The sequence below is a fragment of the Actinomadura sp. NPDC048394 genome (genome assembly GCF_040651755.1).
GTDB lineage: Bacteria > Actinomycetota > Actinomycetes > Streptosporangiales > Streptosporangiaceae > Spirillospora > Spirillospora montaniterrae.
In genome coordinates, this window is record NZ_JBEZJL010000061.1 from 1 (window position 1) to 19,017 (window position 19,017).

Consider the following 19,017-nt stretch of genomic DNA (forward strand, 5'->3'; position numbering starts at 1 on the left):
CGACCACGACCTGCAGCGCAAAAGACCGGTGGCGCGTCCGGCGATCGACCGGACTGTCTCCGCGACGGCTTTCTCACGCAGCCGCCGAGATACACAGAACAACACCTATGCGGCAGAATGCGGTGACGGCCTGCGGGACGTCGCCGAGTTGCCGGAGCCGGACTAAGGTGGAGGGTGAGGATGGCCCGCACGACGATGGGTGAGGTGGCTGGGTGAGCAGTGGGCCTTCTGTGGGATGTGCCGTCCCTGAGCGCGGCGGCATCCCGCTCGCTCTGGGTGCGGACCTTGGCGTGGTGCCGGTTTTGCAACTTTTGCGTTTCGCTCCCCGGCGCGCAGCCGTCCCGACGCGATCGCGATCTGCTCGGCGACGTCCTCGATCACCGTCCCGCGGGTCATGGCGCCTGCGTAACGTCTCCGCGCAGCCCGGCACCCGCCTGATACCTCCGCTTGCGGGAGAGCGTGCGGCTCGCTGACCCGGCGAAGCACTCCGCGCTCCGGGGCCGCAGGATCATGTCAAGTGCCGGATGAGGGCGCCCATCCGTTCCCACGGCGGGTCGGAGGTGTCGTCGGCGAACGCGTACCAGGCTCCCGGTTCGGCCGGGTCTCCGATCAGCCGCCCCTTCACCGGCGCCGACAGCGCGCGTTGGCTGCCCGCTTCGGCGACTCCGGCCGGACCGAGCGCCAACGCGAGCGGGCGGGGAAACCCCAGCAGGCGGGCCGGATAGGTAAGGTCGGCACGCCCCGGCATGCAATGGGCCGTGAGCGTGCTGAGTTCGCCGGTTCCGGCGTACCGGTCCGCCAGGGACTCGAGGGCGCCGAGGGGGCCCGGCGACCAGGTGTCGCCAGGCAGCGACATCACGAAGATGACCTCTTCCCTGACACCCGTATCGACACGTGATACCTGCACTGTGCCGCCGAAGGGCGGGCCCGGCTCCCCATGGCCGCCCGTGAACACCAGCCAAGTCGGACGTGGTGCGCGGCGGCGGCACAGGGCGGTCAGAGCGGCCCGGTCCCAGCGGGCCACGGCCGGTTCGGCGGCGCCCCATCCGGACGGGGCGGCGCCGGCGAGGAGCAGCGCCAGCTCCTCGACCGCCGAGCCCAATACCAGCTCTTCCGTGGCGTCGTGGACGACACGTAGGTCGACGATGACGTGATGCCCCAGTTCCGCGTCTTCGGGGCCGCGCAGGAAGGTGGGGGACGGGCCGTCCGTCCTGGCACGCTCGGCCACAACGAACTCGGTGCCGTTCCAGTCCACCGGGAGCCCGGAGAACCCCTCGTAGTGGCCGTCACCTGCGTGCACGATCCAGCGTGCCTGCGGGCCGCGGAAGGCCAGCCGCAGCGGCAGCGTGATCCGGGTGTCGGGCGGGGTGAGCACCTGGAGCACCAGGTCTTCGGCCGCGCACCGCGCCATGACGTCGGTCACCCATGACGAGATCGGCACGATCTCCTGGTCCCGCGTGATGACGACGCTCCTCTCGGTGGCCAGGTCGACGGCCGGATGCTCCCTCACGTCGGCTCCGGTGGTTCCGGGGGCGCCGGCGGCCACACCGCGCCGCCCAGCCGGGAGATCAGCTCCGCGGCGAAACGGTGCGCCACGGCGGGCCCGTCCGGGGCGTCGTCCGGCACCCACGCCTCCATCCACCAGTACGGGATCGCCAGCCCAGCGGTGACGCGGTCCCCGAGCAGCCGCTCCACCTCGCCCTCGACCTCGACCCGCTGTGCCTCCTCGATGCTCACCAGCACCCGGTCCGACTCGTCGCAGAGCTGGACCAGCCTGTCATCACCGGCGGCCCGGACCCACAGCGACTCGTCCGCGACCACCATCGAGTCGGCGAGGTCCAGGGCGTTGGGCTCACGTTGGGTCAGCACGACCAGGAAATAGGCCATTACGCCTCCCGCAGGGAGGACGGCCGCGGTGCGGGGACGCCGGGCGGCTCGTCCAGCAGCGCCGTCTGGATGAGTCGTGGGCCGTCTCCGCGGGTGAGCCAGAGTCCGCGTCCCGGCGGCTGCGGCCGGGCGTACACGCGGGGGAACAACTGCCCCTCCGATCGGTCGCCGGACATCAGTAGTGCGCCGGTGCCGATCTCCCGCATCGCCTGGACGAGCGGGTCGTACATGCCGCGGGACGCTCCGGCGACGCGGCGGGTGACGACGAAGTGGACACCGATGTCGCGGCCGCCGGCGACGAACGGCAGGAAGGGTGCGAGCGGCTGCTGCCCGGCCGTGGTGAGCAGGTCGTAGTCGTCCACCAGGATGACGATGCGCGGTGTCGGGACGGTGCCGTCGCTGTCCGCGGCGACGTCGTCGGGCATTCGTTCCTGCAGTTCCTGCGCCACGTTCGCGGCAAGCCCGGCGCACACGCGCGGAGTGGTGGCGTATCCGCCGAGGTAGGGCGCCGGGATGACGTCGCGCAGCGTCCGGCGCGGGTCCATGACAGCGAACACCATCTCGCCGGGCGTGTACCGGGCTATCAGGCCGCCGGCGATCAGCCGCAGCAGGTTCGTCTTGCCGCATCCGCCGTCGCCGAGGACGAGCAGGTTCTGGTCGACGCCGAACAGGTCCAGGGGCACCGGGGCAAGGTGTCGCTCGTCCACGCCGATCGGCACCAGCCTCGGCTCGTCCGCCGGGCCGGGCAGGTCGTGCGCGGGCAGCCGGTGCGGCAGGACGCGGACCTGCGCCGCCACCGGCCCGGCGGTGGCGCCCCGGATCCTGCCGACCGCCGACTCCACCGCCTCGCCGAGCGCGGACGGATCGGGCGCGCCGCCGATCGCGGGCACAGCGACCTGCGCGAACAGCTTGGCCTCGGTCAGGACGCGGCCGGGCAGGTCCGCGCTGATCGTCTGGGCCAGTTTGCGGTCCACGGCGGAGTCCGAGGGGTCGTTCAGCCGCAACTCGACCCGCTGCCCGAAGTTGGACTGGGCCGCGATCCGCACGTCGTTCCAGCGCAGCATCCCGGCGACCACGTGCACGCCGTAGCCGCCGCCGCGCTGCAGCAGGTCGGCGACCATGTCGTCGATCTCCTCGAAGTCGGTGCGGATGGCTCCGAAGCCGTCCACGAGGAGCACGACGTCCGCGCACGGCAGTTCGGGCACCAGCCCGTCGGCGTGCATCCGGCGCAGCCGCGCGACCCCGTCGATGCCGCGGTTCCGGAAGACCTCCTGGCGGTGCTCCAGCATCCCGTGGACTTCCTCGACCGTTCGGCGGATCCGCTCGTAGTCGGTGCGGCCCGCGATTCCGCCGACGTTGGGCAGGCCCTCCAGAGCCTGGAGCCCGCCGCCGACGAGGTCCAGCCCGTACACCGACACCTCAGAGGGTGAGCGGGTGAGCGCAAGCGAGAGCGTGAGCGTGCGCAGCAGCGTCGTCTTCCCGGTCTGCGGGCCGCCGATGATCGCGACGTGCCCGCCGGCCGCCGTCAGATCGAGCCGCCAGACGTCCTGCCATTGCCGGCGGGCGTCGTCCAGCAGACCGACCGGCACCTCGAGCCCCTTCCCTCGGGCGTCCGGCAGGTGCATCCCGGCGGCGGTGACCTGGACGGGGCCGCAGATTTCCTCAAGCGTCACCAAGGACGGCAGCGGCGGCAGCCAGATCGTCTGGACCCGGCGGCCGTGCCGGGACAGCGACTCGACCGTCACGTCGAGCAGCGTCGGCCCGGAGGTCCGTTCCGGCAGGCTCGGCTCGTCGGCGCCGTCCCCCTCCGTCTCCGTGCGGCGCCTGGCCGTCTCGCTCCTGTTGAGCACCGGATAGAGGCGGACCGGCGGTGCCTGCCCGGCAGGCTCCTCGTCGGCCGCCGCCTGGTCGCGGTACGCGCCCGACACGTAGCCGCCCTTGAACCTCAGGTAGACGCTGGTGTCGACCTTGAGGTACCCGAAGCCGGGCAGGGCCGGCAGGTGGAAGGCGTCCGTCGTGCCGAGGACAGTCCGGCTCTCCTCCTCGGAGAACGTGCGCAGCCCGATCCGGTAGGACAGATAGGTTTCCAGGCCGCGCAGCTTGCCGCTCTCGACGCGCTGGCTTGACAGGAGCAGGTGGACGCCGATGCTGCGGCCGATCCGGCCGATGGACAGGAAGAGTTCGATGAAGTCCGGACGAGCGGTGAGCAGCTCGCCGAATTCGTCGATGATGACCAGCAGGTGCGGCAGCGGGGGCAGCTCGGGCCGTTCCGCGCGCAGGTGGTTGTAGTCGCCGACGCTGGCGATGTTGCCGGCGTCCCGCAACACCTGCTGGCGGCGCTGCACCTCGCCGGCCAGGCTGGCGTAGGCGCGCTCTATGAGCCCCGCGTCGTCCTCAAGGTTGGTGATGACCCCGGCGACGTGTGGAAGCGATCCGAACCGGCGGGACGCCCGGCGCGTCAGCCCTCCCGCCTGCGGGCGGCGACCGCGAGCAGCGCCGCCAGCAGGGCGAACGCCGCGCCGATCAGCCAGACCGCGACGTAGCCGCCCTCACGCGGGTCGTCGTGCCCGGCGGGCGCGGCGAGCAGCGTGCCGAACAGGCCGCCCGCGACCGCGCCGCCGACCGTCTTGACGTTGTTGTAGACGGCGGTGGCGACGCCCGTCCGGGACGGGTCGGACGCCTCGGCGATCACCGTGGGCATCGCGCCGAGCGCGGTGCCCATGCCGAGGCCCATCAGGGTCAGCTCGGCGACCACCTGCCACAGCGCGCCGTGCGCCGCCGCGAACGCGACGAACCCGGTCCCGACCAGCAGGAACGAGCCGATCAGCGCGCCGCGGTAGCCGATCTTCCCGGCGATCCGCGCGGTGCACGCCGAGCCGGCGATGCTCGCGGCCATCGCGGGCAGCATGGCCAGCGCGATCGACAGCGAGGACAGCGCGAAGCCGTAGCCGGCCTCGTCCGGGTCGGTGGCGAAGAAGGTCGCGTTCGGGGACTGGCCGCCGAAGTAGATCACCCCGAACGCGAACGAGGCGAAGTAGAACGGCGCGACGTGCCGTCCGGCCATGGCGCGCAGGTCCACGAGCGGCTCGGCGGTGCGCAGCTCGACGAACGCCCACACCGCGAGCAGCGCGAGCCCCGCGAGGGCGGGGACGAGCACGCGCCCGCTCCCCCAGCCGTGGTCGCCGGCCGACGACACGCCGGCGAGCAGCCCGAGGACCGCGAGGCCGAGCAGCGCGACGCCGGGCCAGTCGACCCGTCCGGCGGCGCGGGTCACCGACTCGGGGATCGCGACCATCGACACGGCGACGCAGGCCACGGCGAGGACGGCGGGGACCGCGAGGGCGAGCCGGACGTCGCCGAAGACCTTGCCGGCCACGCCCATGCCGAGGCCGCCGAGCAGCCCGCCGAGGGTGAGTGCGCCGACCAGCCGGGCGATCGCGCGGCGGGCCAGGTCGACCGGGAGCCGGTCGCGGACCAGCGCGATCTCCAGCGGCATCAGCGCGACCAGCGGGCCCTGCAGCAGCCGTCCTGCCAGCAGCACCGGGAAGGCGGGCGCGACCGCGCACAGCACCGACCCCGCGGCGACGCAGGCCAGCGCGATCCGCAGCATCCGGCGGTGCCCGTACAGGTCGCCGAGCCGGCCCATCGCGGGCGCGCAGACGGCCGCCGACAGCAGCTGGACGGAGACGACGAGCGCGACGGCGGAGTCCGGGACGCCGAAGGTGTCGCCGATGCTCGGCAGGATCGGCGCGATCCCGGCCTGCAGGAACCCGCTGACCAGCTCGAACAGGACGAGCAGGCCGACCACGGCGGTGACCGACCGCACCGGCGGCGCCGCCCCTTCCCCGGTGGCGGCGCCGGTGGCGGCCGTCACGCGTCCCCCAGGCGGCGCGTCGCGAGCTCGGCCAGCAGCGCGGCGGCGTCGGGCAGGACGGCGTCGTCGTAGGCGGCCTGCGGCGAGTGGTTCATCGGCGCGGTCGCCGGCTCGCGGCCGGCCGGGCAGGCGCCGAGCCCGATGAACGCGCCGGGGACCTGCTGGAGGACGAACGAGAAGTCCTCGGAGCCGGCCATCGGGCGCGGGACGTCGAAGACGCGCGCGTCGCCGAACAGGTCGCGGGCGGTGCCGAGCGCGAACGCGGCCTCGCCGGCGGCGTTGACGGTGACGGGGTACTGCTCGACGTAGTCGATGTCGGCCTCGACGCCGTGCGCGGCGGCGATCCCGCGCACGGTCCGCTCGACGCCCGCGCGGACCTTGCGGTGCGCCTCTTCGGAGAACGACCGGACGGTGATGTCCATCGACGCGGTCTCGGGGATGACGTTCCCGGCCGTCCCGGCGTGGACGGAGCCGACGGTCACGACGGCGGGGTCGAAGATGTCCAGCTCGCGGGTGACCATCGTCTGGAGCGCGCCGACCATCGCGGCGAGCGCGGGCACCGGGTCCTTGGCGCCGTGCGGTGACGAGCCGTGCCCGCCCTTCCCCCGGACGACCACATTGACGGCGTCGGACGCGGCCATCGCCGTCCCGCCCCGGCTGACGATCGTGCCCTGCGGCAGCGCGGTGGAGAACACGTGCAGGGCGTAGGCGGCGACGGCGCGCTCTCCCGCCGCGTCCAGCACCCCCTCGTCGATCATGATCTTGGCGCCGCCCATGCCCTCCTCGCCGGGCTGGAACATCAGCACCACGTCGCCGGCCAGCTCGTCGCGGCGCGCGGCGAGCAGCTTGGCCGCGCCGACGAGGCCGGCGACGTGCAGGTCGTGCCCGCAGGCGTGCATCCGCCCGGGGATCGTCGAGGCGTAGTCGAGGCCGGTGTCCTCCTGGACGGGCAGCGCGTCCATGTCGCCGCGCAGCAGCACCGCCGGGCGGCGCCCGTCCGCGCGGGCCGCGCCGCCGCGCAGCACGGCGGTGACCGAGCCGAGGCCCTTGCCGGTGGTGATCTCCAGCGGCAGCCCGTCCAGCGCGGCGAGGACCTTCTCCTGGGTGCGCGGCAGGTCGAGGCCGAGCTCCGGCTCGCGGTGCAGGGCGCGGCGCAGCTCGGTCAGTTCTTCCCGCAGGTCAGCGGCATCGTCACAGACAGACATGCAGGTATGGTGCGGAGTCGGACCCTTTCCGCCCGGCTTCTGCCGGTATCCACCGCGAGAGACCGCTCGTATGCCGACATCGACCACCCTCGACGAGCTGGACCACCTGCTCGTCACCGCCCTGCAGACCGCGCCCCGCGCCGACTGGCGCCGGATCGGCGCGGCGCTCGGCGTGGACGCCTCCACCGCCGCGCGCCGCTGGGCGCGGCTGACCGGGGCCGGGCTGGCCTGGCTGTCGTGCTTCCCGGTCGCGGTCGACTGGCTGACCCCGGTCGTCGCGTTCATCGAGATCGACTGCGTGCCGGGGCGGCTGCACGAGGTCGCCGCGGAGCTCGCCGAGGACCCGCACGTGTTCAACCTGGAGCACGTCACCGGCGGCCGGGACCTGCTGATGACCGTGGTGCTGCGCGACAACGCCGAGCTCGCCCGCTACGTCGGCTTCCGGCTCGGCCGGCTCGACGGCGTCGCCGCGACCCGCACGCAGCTCGCCACCACCCTGCACTCCGAGGGCAGCCGGTGGCGGCTCGACCGGCTCGACCAGCGGCAGCGCGACCTGCTGGTGCGCGACCGCCCCCGCGACCGGGGCGAGTGGGTGCTGCGGGCGGAGGACCAGCGGCTCGCGCGGCTGCTCGTCGAGGACTGCCGGCAGCCCGTCGCGCGCCTCGCCGAGCGCAGCGGCCTCAGCCCGACGACGGTGCGCCGCCGGCTGGCCCGGATGGACCGCGGCGGCGCCCTCATGTACCGCTGCGAGGTCGCCCGGTTCCTGTCCGGCTGGCCGGTGACGGTGTACCTGTGGGGCTCCGCGCCGCCCGACGAGGTGACGCGGCTCGCGGGCCTGCTCGCCGGGCTCCGCGAGACCCGGATGTGCGCGTCGCTGACCGGCGCGCACAACGTCCTGTTCGCCGTGTGGCTGCGGTCGGTGGAGCGCGTCCAGTCGTTCGAGACGGCGCTGCGGCGGCGCTTCCCGCAGCTGGAGATCGTCGACCGGGCGGTGGCGCTGTGGCAGGTGAAGCTCGCCGGGCAGCTGCTCGACCCGCAGGGCCGGCACCTGCGCGGCGTCCCGTTCTGGACGTGGGACGACCCCGGCACCGAGGACGCGCTCGGCGACCTGGTCGCGCGGCTGCGCGCGGGCCCGGGCCCGCAGGCCGCCGCCCCCTGACGGGCGTCGTCGTTTATCGTGGTCTTCCGTCCGCGACGCGCCCCGTTCCCGCCCCACCGCGGCGGGACGCGCGAGCCGGTGCCGTGGGTGGCGAGGCCAGGGAACTCCATGAGAAAGGCGGGGGCGTGACGCAGCGACGACCGCGGCTCTCGGCCGACGACCCGGCGGGCGAGGATCCGGCGGGCGGCGGCGCGGGCGAGGTGCCGGACGACGTCACCGCCGCCGTCGAGCGGGTGCTGAGCGCGGCGGCGCTGCTGTGGAGCCGCGCCGACCAGGGCCTGGAGCCGGCGGTGTCGCCGATCCAGCTGCGCGCCGTGGAGGCGATCGCCCGGTTCGGCCGGCCGAACCTCGGCCGGCTCGCCGAGGAGCTCGGCGCGATCCCGTCGTCGGCGAGCCGGCTGTGCGACCGGCTGGAGGCGGCCGGCCTGGTGGTGCGGGAGAACGCGGTCGCGGACCGGCGGGAGATCATCGTCCGGCTGAGCAAGCAGGGCGAGCGGCTGTACTCGGAGCTGACCCGGCGCCGCCGCGCGGCGGTGCGCGAGGTGCTCGCGCAGCTGTCGCCGGGGTCCCGGGGGCGGCTCATCGACGCGCTCACCGAGTTCGATCTGGCCCGCGAGCGGCAGGACGCGGGCTCGTCCGAGGCGGTCGGCTCCCGGACGGCCTGAGCCCGCCGGCCGCGCCCCCGCCCGCACCCCGCCCGTGTCCCGCGGGGATTCCGGGAGGAATTCCGGTGCTCCTCGACATCAAGTATTTGCCATGTGGCAAGCTTTTTGACAGTCTTCCCCTGCGGTTCCCCGTCCCGGTCCGGACGGCCCGCGGAGGAACCATGCCCCCGGGAGGTGGACGGCCCGGACAACGAGATGGGGTCGCAATGAGCACGCACGGCCGCGCGGCCGACGTCGAACGGGCGCTGCGCACCGCCCCGGCGCATGCGCTCCCGGAGACGCTGGCCGCCCTCCTCGGGCGGGAGCTGCCCCGCGTCCGGAGCGCGCGCCTGCTGGTGAACGACTACCACTCGCGCGTCCTGCTCCCGGTCGAGCCCTTCCCCTCCGCACCGGCGCGGCCGGCCGGAGGGGAGCCGGCCGCGCCGCTCAGGATCCGGGGCTCCGCGGCGGGGCGCGCGTTCGTCTCCCGCCGGCCCGTCGTCGAGCCCGCCCCGGACGGTCCCGGGCGGCCGGACGGCGCGGACGCGACCGTGTTCGTCCCCGTCACCGCGCGCGGCGAGCGGCTCGGCGTGCTGGAGCTCGCGTCGTCGGGCGGCGACTGGGACGACGCCGCGTTGGCCGAGCTGGCGGAGGTCGGCGCGGTGTTCGGGTCGGCGCTGCGGGTCGCCTGGCACCACACCGACCGGTACGAGCGGGCCCGGCGCAGCCAGCGGCTCACGCTGGCCGCCGAGCTGCAGTGGCAGCTGCTGCCCGGGCACGCCTGCGCCGGGGACGGCTACAGCCTCGCCGGGCACCTGGAGCCCGCCTACTCGATCGGCGGCGACAACTTCGACTGGTCCGCCGAGCACGACCACCTCGCGCTGACCGTCACCAACGGGTCGGGCACCGGCATCCAGGCGGCGCTTTTGACGTCGCTGACGGTCGGGGCGCTGCGCAACGCGCGCCGGTCCGGCGCCGACATCGGCGAGCAGGCGAGCCTCGCCAACGACATGGTCCACGTCCGCTACGGCGGGCGCGAGTTCACCGAGACGCTGGTGATGCGGATCGACCTCGCCGACGGGACCGTGCACGTCATCGACGCGGGCTCGCCGCGGATCCTGCGGATGCGCGGCGCCGAGGTGGCGCGGATCCCGCTCGAGCAGCAGCTCCCGCTCGGCATGTTCCCCGACACCGAGTACAAGCCGCAGCGGTTCCGGCTGGAGCCCGGCGACCGGCTCGTCATCGTCAGCGACGGGGTGTTCTCCGCGCGGTCCGCGCGCGGCGAGTTCGGCGCGCAGGCGCTGGAGCAGGCGACCCGCCGCAGCCGCCTGCAGGACGCGGCGGAGGTGCCGCTGACCATCGTGAACGAGCTGATCGAGCACCACGAGGGCGCCGACCTCGCCGATGACGCCGTGGTGGTGTGCCTGGACTGGCGCGGCCCCGGCGCGCCGCCCGCCGCCGCACCGGAGTAACCTCCCGCTTACCGAGCCGAGCGGAGGAGGCGCGATGGACGGGCTGGACGCGATGGAGACCGTGCGGGCGGCCGACGGGATCATCCACGACGTGGGCGCCGCGTGGATGCTGGACCCGGCGACCCCGGAACGCGGCAAGCGGGCCGGCTACGACAACCCGTTCGCCTTCTACTTCGCGGGCCGCGGCGGGGTTCTCGGCGACGTCGACGCCGGCGTGGTGTCCGCCGCGATGGGCTGGTTCCCGGCGCCGGTCGTCCGGCTCTTCTGGGACGAGGGCGTCGCGGTCGCGGGGGCGCGCGAGGCCGCCCGCCGGTACGCGGCGACGTGCGTGGAGTGGGGCCGCGACCACATCGGCGACGCCGGCGGCGAGCGGCTGTGCGAGCTGGCCGGACGCGTCGTCGACGCGGCGGAGGGCTCCGGGCTGCCGCTGTTCTGCGGATGGCGCGCCGAGCCGCTGGCCGACGACGTCCCGGGCCGCACCGCGCAGCTGGTGCACGTGCTGCGGGAGTGGCGCGGCGCGCTGCACCTGGTGGCGACGACCGCGGCGGGGCTCGCGCCGCTGGAGGCCGTGCTCGCCGGCTCGAACGAGGACCGGGCCCGCTTCCTCGGCTGGCGCGGCGACCTCCCGGACTGCTCGGCGCTCAAGGGCCGCCGAGCGGAGGCGGAGGAGACCACCGACCGGCTCGCCGCCGCCGTGTACGAGCGGGCGCTGTCGCCCGCCGAGCGCGCCGAGTTCGTGGAGCTCATCCGCGCGGTCGGAGCCGCCGCGCTCGGCTGACGCGCCTTTTTTGTCGTCCGGGACACAAGAACGGTTCGGCGATTGTGTCGGCGGGCGACTGTCGCGGGCGGAGAACGGCGTCCATTGTTGCCCCGTATCCGTCCGCGTCCGGAAGGAGAACGTGATGGGGCGACCACCCCACCCCCTCGTTCGCCGCCCGCCGCGCCGGCTCGGCGGGCTCGCCGTGCTGGGCGCGTCGGCGCTCGTCGCCGCCGCGGCGGCGCTCCCCGTCCACGCCCTCGCCGCCCCCGCCGCCGGCCCGGGCGCCGACCGGGTCGAGACGCCGGTCGCCACGGGCTCGCCCGTCACCGGCGTCACCGAGTCGATGGTGCGGGTGCGCGTCCCGCTGCCGGCCTCGGCGGGCCCGCACCCGGAGGCCTGCGACTGGCTGTCCTACCTGCGGTTCCGGGACTCCGCAGGCCCCGCCGCGTCGGCGGACGCCGACCGGATCCTCGTCGCGCAGCCCGGCATCCTCGAAGGCGCCGGCGCCTTCGACAGCGTCGCCCGCAACACGGTCGCGGCCGCCGCGAAGGACGGGAAGCACATCGAGTTCTGGGCGCTCGACCGCCGGTCCAACTGCCTGGAGGACCACACCGGTGTCCAGGCGGGCCTCGCCGCGAAGGACGTCCACCTCGCCGTCGATTACTACTACCGGCAGAAAGAGGTCGACGGCCGGAAGTTCGCCGGCTACCAGACCAACGACCAGGTGGCCTGGCTGCAGAACGTCGGGCTGGAGCAGACCGTCCGCGACCAGTACGACCTGATGGTCCACGAGCTGCCGGACCAGCAGGCCCGCAAGCAGAAGATGCTGTGCGGCGGCCATTCCCTCGGCGGCGTCCTGACCGCGTTCTTCGCCGAATGGGATTTCGACGGGAACCATTCCACCACCGGCGACGCCGGCTACAACCAGTGCTCCGGCTATTTCGCGCTCGACACCCGCATCAGCACGAGCCTGCCCGGAGCGGGCGGCCAGCTCCCCACCGACCTGGTCCCGCTGCTGAAGTTCGGCGCGGGCGCCGTCCAGGCGGGGCTGGAGAGCGGCGTCGTCCCGCGCTCGCTCTCGGCCCCCGCGCTGATCAACACCGAGACGATGAACCTGCTGTCGATCGCGGGCCTCGCCGCCGACCTCTCCCCCGGCGGCGTGTCCGACCTCGCGACCTACGTGCCGTCCTCGTTCAACACCGACACGACGTACCGGCTGCTGTTCTCCAAGGACTACCCGACGTTCGTGAAGGGCTCCCCGACGGTGAAGGACTTCCGCTTCAGCAACGCGGCGGCGCTCGGCGGGCTCCTCGACGACAACTCCGAACCGCTGGCGTTCATGCAGGCCAGCGTCGGGTTCTGGGACGGCGGGAAGATCGTCGACAAGGAGTTCCCGGCGCCGAACGACCTGGACGCGATCGGCCTGTCCGGGCTGAAGCAGCTGCTCGGCCCGGACAAGAAGGCCATCCCCGACGAGCCGAACGGCCCGCTCTACACCTGGCGGAACTACGACCAGGTCGGCGCCGGGGTGCCCGCCTCCAAGGACGGCACGCCCTTCACGTCGTCCGCCAAGGAGGTCACCGACATCGGCGAGCTGGCCCGCAGCCTCGCCGAGCAGCCGCTCGACTTCACCGAGCACTACTTCCCCACCAAGATGGTCACCGACATCGCGCTCGCGGCCGCCCCCGGGATCGCCGACGACGCCGTCCACACCGGCGGCCCGACCGCGAACCCGATCATCAACCTGGAGGCCGGCGACGGGCTCGGCGGCTCCAGCCCACAGCCCGGCGACGTCGTCGCCCCCGGCTACCAGCACATCGACGTGCTCACCGCGGCCGCGAAGCAGAACGACGGCAAGCCCGAGATCGTCTCGACGAACCTGGCCGCCTTCGCCGCGAGGTGACGCCCCGCCCCGCCCGCGCCCCGCATCCCCGTGTTTCGGGGTGCGGGGCGCGGGTACGAGGCCGCCCGATGAGGTGAGGGGGTCGGGATGGGCGTCCGCCAGTGGATCGGATCGTGGCCGGTGTACCGGCAGGTGACCGGGGACGATCCGCTGGGCCGCGGAGCCGCCGCCAAGAGCGGCGTCAGCGAGCGCCTCAAGCCGCGGGTGAGCACCGCCGACCAGGTCGTCAAGTCCGTCTGCCCGTACTGCGCGGTCGGCTGCGGCCAGAACGTGTACGTGAAGGACGAGAAGGTCGTCCAGATCGAGGGCGACCCCGACTCCCCCGTCAGCCGCGGCCGGCTCTGCCCGAAGGGGTCCGCGAGCCTCCAGCTGACGACCGGCTCCGCGCGCGAACAGCACGTCCTCTACCGGCGCCCGCACGGCACCGAATGGGAACGCCTCGACCTCGGCACCGCCATGGACATGATCGCCGACCGCGTCATCGCGGCGCGGCGGCACGGCTGGCAGTGGGAGCAGGACGGCAACCGGACGCGGCGCACCCTCGGATTCGCCAGCCTCGGCGGCGCCACGCTCGACAACGAAGAGAACTACCTCATCAAGAAGCTGTTCACCGCGCTCGGCGCCGTACAGATCGAGAACCAGGCCCGCGTTTGACACTCCTCCACCGTTCCCAGTCTGGGAACCTCGTTCGGACGCGGCGGCGCGACCACCTTCCAGCAGGACCTGCAGAACGCCGACTGCATCGTCGTCCAGGGCTCGAACATGGCCGAATGCCATCCGGTCGGGTTCCAGTGGGTGATGGAGGCCAAGGCGCGCGGGGCCAAGCTGGTCCACGTCGACCCGCGGTTCACCCGCACCAGCGCGCTCGCGGACGTGCACGTCCCGCTGCGCGCCGGCAGTGACATCGCGTTCCTCGGCGGGATCATCAACCACGTCCTGGCGAACGAGAAGTACTTCCGCGAGTACGTGCTGGAGTACACGAACGCGTCGGTGATCCTGGACGAGGGCTTCCGCGACACCGAGGACCTCGACGGGGTCTTCTCCGGCCTGGACCCGGAAGGCCGCTGCTACTCCCCGGACACCTGGCGCTACGAGGGCCTGGAGCTGCAGGCGGCCGCCGGCGAGCGCGACATGGAGTACGACGAGCGCATCGAGGCGGCGACGTCGGGCCACGGCGAGGCGACCGGCTCCGGCGGCTCGGCGCTCGGCGAGGGCGACCCGAACCGCGACCCGTCGCTGGAGCACCCGAGATGCGTGTTCCAGGTGCTCAAGCGGCACTTCTCCCGGTACACGCCGGAGATGGTGGAGCGGGTCTGCGGCGTCCCGAGGGACCAGTTCCTGCAGGTCTGCGACCTGGTCACGGAGAACTCCGGACGCGACCGCACCACCGCGTTCGCGTACGCGGTCGGCTGGACGCAGCACACCGTCGGCGTCCAGTACATCCGGACCGCGGCGATCCTGCAGACGCTGCTCGGCAACATCGGGCGGCCCGGCGGCGGCATCCTCGCACTGCGCGGCCACGCCTCCATCCAGGGGTCGACCGACATCCCGACGCTGTTCAACCTGCTGCCCGGCTACATCCCGATGCCGCACGCCCACGCCAACGAGAACCTGGACGCGTTCATCGCGGCCGAGGCCGCCAGGAAGGGCTTCTGGGGCGAGATGCGCTCCTACTTCGTCAGCCTGATGAAGGCGTACTGGGGCGACGCGGCGACCGACGCCAACGACTTCTGCTTCGACTACCTGCCGCGCCTCACCGGATCGCACAGCACCTACGAGACGGTGATGGCGCAGATCAACGGCACCTGCAAGGGCTACTTCCTGCTCGGCGAGAACCCCGCCGTCGGATCGGCGAACGCGAAGATGCAGCGGCTCGGCATGGCGAACCTCGACTGGCTCGTCGTCCGCGACTTCTCCCTCATCGAGTCGGCCACGTGGTGGAAGGACGGCCCCGAGATCGAGACCGGCGAGATGCGCACCGAGGACATCGGCACCGAGGTGTTCTTCATGCCCGCCGCCGCGCACACCGAGAAGGACGGCAGCTTCACCAACACCCAGCGCATGCTGCAGTGGCACCACAAGGCCGTCGAACCGCCCGGGGACGCGCGCAGCGAGCTGTGGTTCATGTACCACCTCGGCCGGATCATCCGGGAGAAGCTCGCCGGGTCGTCCGACGAGATGGACCGCCCCGTCCTCGACCTCGCCTGGGACTACCCGGTGGAGGGCGCCACCGACGACCCCGCCGCCGAAGCCGTCCTGGCCGAGATCAACGGCCGCGACGCCGGCGGGAACCCGCTCTCGTCCTACACCGAGCTGAAGCCGGACGGCTCCACCAGCTGCGGCTGCTGGATCTACGCGGGCTGCTACGCCGACGGCGTCAACCAGCCCGCCCGCCGCAAGCCCGGCAAGGACCAGAGCTGGGTGGCGCCCGAGTGGGGCTGGGCGTGGCCGATGAACCGCCGCATCCTGTACAACCGGGCGTCCGCCGACCCGGACGGCAACCCGTGGAGCGACCGGAAGGCGCTCGTCTGGTGGGACGCCGAGCAGGGCAAGTGGACGGGCCATGACGTGCCCGACTTCGTCGCCGACAAGGCGCCGGACTACAAGCCGCCGCGCGGCTCCACCGGCGCCGACGCGCTCGCCGGCAACGACCCGTTCATCATGCAGGCCGACGGGAAGGCCTGGCTGTACGTCCCCGCCGGGCTCATGGACGGCCCGCTGCCGACGCACTACGAGCCGCAGGAATCGCCGTTCTCGAACCCGCTGTACAAGCAGCAGCGCAACCCCGTCCGGCAGCTCATCGACCCGCATCCGGCGAACCTCTACGAGCCCAGCGGCGACGAGCCGGGCGCGGGGGTGTTCCCGTACGTCACCACCACGTACCGGCTCACCGAGCACCACACGGCGGGCGGCATGTCGCGCTGGCAGCCGTACCTGGCCGAGCTCCAGCCGGAGTTCTTCTGCGAGGTGTCGCCGGAGCTCGCGGCCGAGCGCGGCCTCGAGCACGCCGGCTGGGCCACCATCGTCAGCGCCCGCGGCGTCATCGAGGCGCGCGTCATGGTGACCGATCGGATGTCGCCGCTGACGATGGACGGCCGCACGCTGCACCAGATCGGCCTGCCCTACCACTGGGGGTCCAACGGCTACAGCCGCGGCGACGCCGCCAACGAGCTGCTGCACCTGGCCCTGGACCCGAACACGCACATCCAGGAGGCGAAGGCGCTCGCCTGCGACATCCGCCCGGGCCGCCGGCCGCGCGGCGAGGCCGCCCTCGCCCTCGTCCGCTCCTACCGCGAGCGCGCCGGGATCACGGACCGGACCGGCACCGAACGCTGACCCGGCGCGCGCGTCAGCGGATGACGAGCGGGCGGCCGGCGGCGGGGACCAGTTCGCCGATCACGGGATGGTCCGGGAGTTCGGCGGCGACGAGGAGGCCGCCGGAGGTCTGGGCGTCGGCGAGCAGGAGGCGGTCCTCCTCGGACGCGGTGCCGAAGTCGGTGTGGGGGGCGACCCAGTCGAGGTTGCGGCGGGTGCCGCCGCTGACGTACCCGGCGCGGACGGCGGCGCGGGCGCCGTCCAGGTACGGGACGGCGGCGGCGTCGACGACGGCGGTGACGCCGGACGCGCGGGCCAGCTTGTAGAGGTGCCCGAGCAGCCCGAAGCCGGTGACGTCGGTGGCGCACTCGGCGCCTGCGGCGAGCGCGGCGGCGCAGGCGTCGCGGTTGAGCGCGGCCATGGACTCGACGGCGTGTTGGAAGACCTCGCCGGTCGCCTTGTGCCGGTTGTTCAGGACGCCGACGCCGAGCGGCTTGGTCAGGGTCAGCGGCGCGCCGGGCTTGCCGGTGTCGTTGCGGAGCAGGCGGGCGGGGTCCGCGACGCCGGTGACGGCCATGCCGTACTTGGGCTCGGGGTCGTCGACGCTGTGGCCGCCGCCGACGTGGCACCCGGCCTGCCCGGCGACGTCGAGACCGCCGCGCAGCACCTCGCGGGCCAGGTCGAAGGGGAGGACGCCGCGGGGCCAGGCGAGCAGGTTCACCGCGACGAGCGGCCGGCCGCCGACGGCGTACACGTCGGACAGCGCGTTCGCGGCGGCGATGCGGCCCCAGTCGTACGGGTCGTCCACGACGGGGGTGAAGAAGTCGGCGGTGGCGACGACGGCGGGGCCGCCCGGGGCGTCGGGGAGGGTGACGACGGCGGCGTCGTCTCCGGTGTCGAGGCCGATGAGCAGGTCGCCGTTCGGCTCGGCGGGGGCGGTGGTGAGCCCGGCGACGACGTCCTCCAGCTCGCCGGGCGGGATCTTGCAGGCGCAGCCGCCGCCGTGCGCGTACTCGGTCAGCCGCTTGGTGGTCATGACGTCCTTTCGGTGCAGCGGCGGCGCAGGTCGTCCACGCGGACGGTGTAGCCCTGCTCGTCGAGGTGCTCCAGCAGCGGGACGGCGACGCGGCGGGTGGTGCGGAGCGCGCGGCGCGCCTCGCTGAGGGTGAACGGCGGGTCGAGCTTCGCCAGCAGCGCGGCGGCCTCGGCGTCGGCGCCCGGCAGCAGGACGATCCCGTCGGCGACCTTGAGCAGCGCGCCGCTCGCGGCGGCGGCGGCGATCAGCTTCGGGGTGAGGCCGAGCTCGGCGAGCCGGCCCGCGTCGGGGGCGTTGAACGGGGCGCCGGCGAGGTCGCGGCGGACGGCGTCGACGGCCCGCCGGACGTGGGGCGGCAGTTCGGGGGCGGTGGCGGTGCCGTAGAGCCGGCCGTCGCGGCGGTGCAGGCCGGTGGCGAGCGCCTCGACGAGGGCGCGGTCGGGCAGGCCGAGCGCGCGGCGGGCGGCCTCGGCGGGCAGGCCGGGGTCGGTCGGGTGCGTCCTGGCGTGCTCTTCGACGGCGTCGCGCAGGCGGCGGCGCAGGCCGTCCCAGTGGTCGGGGTCGGCGAGCCAGTCCCCGGCGACGGGTTCGGACGGCGGCGGGACGCCCATCGCGATCAGGTCGGCGCGGCGGACGAGGCCGCGGCGGCTCAGTTCGGCGGCGCCGTCAGGCCGGGCGCCCATCGCGGCCAGCTCGCGGGCCCGCGCGGCGGCGGCGCCGCGCCGGGTGAACGGCTCGGGCCGCACGTCGAGGACCGCGACCCCGGCCGGGACGCGGTGCCGGCCGGGGTCGCGCAGCAGGGCGGTGTCCCCGGCGCGCAGCGGCAGCGGCCGCTCCAGCGCGAGCCGCGCGGTGTCCTCGCCGAGGGCGCGGACGTGCACCGGGACGGCCGCCGATCCGGCGTGCAGGACGAGCCGCCGCGGCAGGTCGCGGGCGGGGTCGCCGTGCAGCCGGACGTCGACGAGCCCGGTGGCGAGCCAGCGTCCGGGGGTGAGGAGCGCGTCGCCGCGGCGGATCCCGTCGGCGGCGCCGTGCAGGTTGACCGCGACGCGGGCGACGGCGCCGACCTCGTCGCGCTGCTCCTTGAGGCTCTGCAGGCCGCGGACCCGGACGGTCGCGTCGCCGACGACGAGCCGGTCGCCGGCGCGGATCGTCCCGGCGCCGAGCGTGCCGGTGACGACCGTGCCGCGGCCCTGGACGGTGAAGACGCGGTCGATCCAGAGCCGGACGTCGGCGCTCTGGTCGGGTTCGGGAAGCGCGGCGGTGAGGTCGGCGAGCGCGGCGCGCAGGGCGTCGAGGCCCTGCCCGGTGGCGCCGCTGACCTCGACGGCGGCGACCTCGCCGAGGGACGTGGCGGCGATCCGTTCGAGCGCGTCGTCACGCACGCGCGCGGCCGTCCCGGCGTCGGTGAGGTCGCGGCGGGTGACGGCGAGCAGGCCGTGCCGGACGCCGAGCGCGTCGAGGACCGCGAGGTGCTCCTGCGACTGCCGCTGCCAGCCCTGGTCCGCGGCGACGACGAACATGGCAGCGGGGACGGGCCCGACCCCGGCGAGCATGGTCGCGACGAACCGCTCGTGGCCCGGGACGTCGACGAACGCGAGCGGTTCGCCGCCGGGCAGCGCGGTCCAGGCGAAGCCCAGCTCGATGGTGAGGCCGCGGCGCCGCTCCTCCTCCAGCCGGTCGGGCTCCATCCCGGTCAGCGCGCGGACGAGCGTGGACTTGCCGTGGTCGACGTGCCCGGCGGTCGCGACGACGTGCATGC

At 74.1% G+C, this 19,017-nt stretch carries 12 protein-coding genes and 1 pseudogene; 6 read left to right on the forward strand and 7 right to left on the reverse strand.

Annotation, left to right across the window (positions count from 1 at the left end; genetic code table 11):
* Nucleotides 1-508: 508 nt before the first annotated feature.
* From AB0C78_RS35445 to AB0C78_RS35465, 5 genes and pseudogenes are all read right to left on the reverse strand, one after another.
* Nucleotides 509-1,510 (reverse strand): DUF6177 family protein, encoded by a 1,002-nt coding sequence (locus tag AB0C78_RS35445; protein ID WP_360756707.1) that lies wholly within the window; start codon nucleotides 1,508-1,510, stop codon nucleotides 509-511.
* Nucleotides 1,507-1,887, reverse strand: a complete 381-nt coding sequence (locus tag AB0C78_RS35450; protein ID WP_151600508.1) for a hypothetical protein — start codon at nucleotides 1,885-1,887, stop codon at nucleotides 1,507-1,509. The genes AB0C78_RS35445 and AB0C78_RS35450 overlap by 4 nt, the downstream gene beginning before the upstream one ends.
* Nucleotides 1,887-4,316: pseudogene (gene eccCb, locus AB0C78_RS35455) on the reverse strand (type VII secretion protein EccCb); the annotation flags it as partial. The gene AB0C78_RS35450 and the pseudogene eccCb, both read right to left, overlap by 1 nt.
* 29 nt (nucleotides 4,317-4,345) lie before the next feature.
* Nucleotides 4,346-5,761 (reverse strand): MFS transporter, encoded by a 1,416-nt coding sequence (locus tag AB0C78_RS35460; RefSeq protein WP_360756710.1) that lies wholly within the window; start codon nucleotides 5,759-5,761, stop codon nucleotides 4,346-4,348.
* Complete coding sequence (locus AB0C78_RS35465) at nucleotides 5,758-6,966, reverse strand: M20 family metallopeptidase (protein ID WP_360756713.1); 1,209 nt, start codon at nucleotides 6,964-6,966, stop codon at nucleotides 5,758-5,760. Before AB0C78_RS35465 ends, AB0C78_RS35460 begins: the two co-directional genes overlap by 4 nt.
* Nucleotides 6,967-7,036: 70 nt before the next feature.
* Here AB0C78_RS35465 and AB0C78_RS35470 point away from each other — a divergent pair, with 70 nt between their 5' ends.
* From AB0C78_RS35470 to fdh, 6 genes are all read left to right on the forward strand, one after another.
* Nucleotides 7,037-8,125 carry an Lrp/AsnC family transcriptional regulator gene (locus AB0C78_RS35470; protein ID WP_360756716.1) on the forward strand — a complete coding sequence of 363 codons (1,089 nt, stop codon included), beginning with the start codon at nucleotides 7,037-7,039 and terminating at the stop codon, nucleotides 8,123-8,125.
* A 125-nt stretch (nucleotides 8,126-8,250) separates the two neighbouring features.
* Nucleotides 8,251-8,790 (forward strand): MarR family transcriptional regulator, encoded by a 540-nt coding sequence (locus AB0C78_RS35475; protein WP_360756718.1) that lies wholly within the window; start codon nucleotides 8,251-8,253, stop codon nucleotides 8,788-8,790.
* Nucleotides 8,791-8,996: 206 nt separating this feature from the next.
* On the forward strand, nucleotides 8,997-10,241 hold the full coding sequence (locus AB0C78_RS35480) for a GAF domain-containing SpoIIE family protein phosphatase (RefSeq protein ID WP_360756721.1): 1,245 nt from the start codon (nucleotides 8,997-8,999) through the stop codon (nucleotides 10,239-10,241).
* Nucleotides 10,242-10,275: 34 nt separating this feature from the next.
* Nucleotides 10,276-11,019 (forward strand): hypothetical protein, encoded by a 744-nt coding sequence (locus tag AB0C78_RS35485; protein ID WP_360756723.1) that lies wholly within the window; start codon nucleotides 10,276-10,278, stop codon nucleotides 11,017-11,019.
* Between the two features lie 124 nt (nucleotides 11,020-11,143).
* Nucleotides 11,144-12,904 (forward strand): hypothetical protein, encoded by a 1,761-nt coding sequence (locus AB0C78_RS35490; RefSeq protein WP_360756726.1) that lies wholly within the window; start codon nucleotides 11,144-11,146, stop codon nucleotides 12,902-12,904.
* A gap of 87 nt (nucleotides 12,905-12,991) precedes the next feature.
* Nucleotides 12,992-16,240, forward strand: coding sequence for a formate dehydrogenase (gene fdh, locus AB0C78_RS35495; RefSeq protein ID WP_360756728.1), 3,249 nt, complete (start codon nucleotides 12,992-12,994; stop codon nucleotides 16,238-16,240).
* Nucleotides 16,241-16,253: 13 nt separating this feature from the next.
* Here the strand turns inward: fdh and selD are convergent, their stop codons facing one another.
* The gene (gene selD, locus AB0C78_RS35500; RefSeq protein ID WP_360756731.1) at nucleotides 16,254-17,255 is read right to left on the reverse strand and encodes a selenide, water dikinase SelD; all 1,002 of its coding nucleotides are present in this window, start codon (nucleotides 17,253-17,255) and stop codon (nucleotides 16,254-16,256) included.
* A complete protein-coding gene (locus tag AB0C78_RS35505) occupies nucleotides 17,252-19,015 on the reverse strand; it encodes a SelB C-terminal domain-containing protein (RefSeq protein WP_360756734.1) in 1,764 nt (587 codons plus the stop codon). The genes selD and AB0C78_RS35505 overlap by 4 nt, the downstream gene beginning before the upstream one ends.
* Nucleotides 19,016-19,017: the final 2 nt, after the last annotated feature.

Coding starts and splice junctions, on each gene's coding strand:
- AB0C78_RS35485 (WP_360756723.1), top strand. CDS start 10,276: ATGGACGGGCTGGACGCGATGGAGACCGTGCGGGCGGCCGACGGGATC.
- selD (WP_360756731.1), bottom strand. CDS start 17,255: ATGACCACCAAGCGGCTGACCGAGTACGCGCACGGCGGCGGCTGCGCC.
- AB0C78_RS35490 (WP_360756726.1), top strand. CDS start 11,144: ATGGGGCGACCACCCCACCCCCTCGTTCGCCGCCCGCCGCGCCGGCTC.
- AB0C78_RS35465 (WP_360756713.1), bottom strand. CDS start 6,966: ATGTCTGTCTGTGACGATGCCGCTGACCTGCGGGAAGAACTGACCGAG.
- AB0C78_RS35505 (WP_360756734.1), bottom strand. CDS start 19,015: ATGCACGTCGTCGCGACCGCCGGGCACGTCGACCACGGCAAGTCCACG.
- AB0C78_RS35480 (WP_360756721.1), top strand. CDS start 8,997: ATGAGCACGCACGGCCGCGCGGCCGACGTCGAACGGGCGCTGCGCACC.
- AB0C78_RS35470 (WP_360756716.1), top strand. CDS start 7,037: ATGCCGACATCGACCACCCTCGACGAGCTGGACCACCTGCTCGTCACC.
- AB0C78_RS35450 (WP_151600508.1), bottom strand. CDS start 1,887: ATGGCCTATTTCCTGGTCGTGCTGACCCAACGTGAGCCCAACGCCCTG.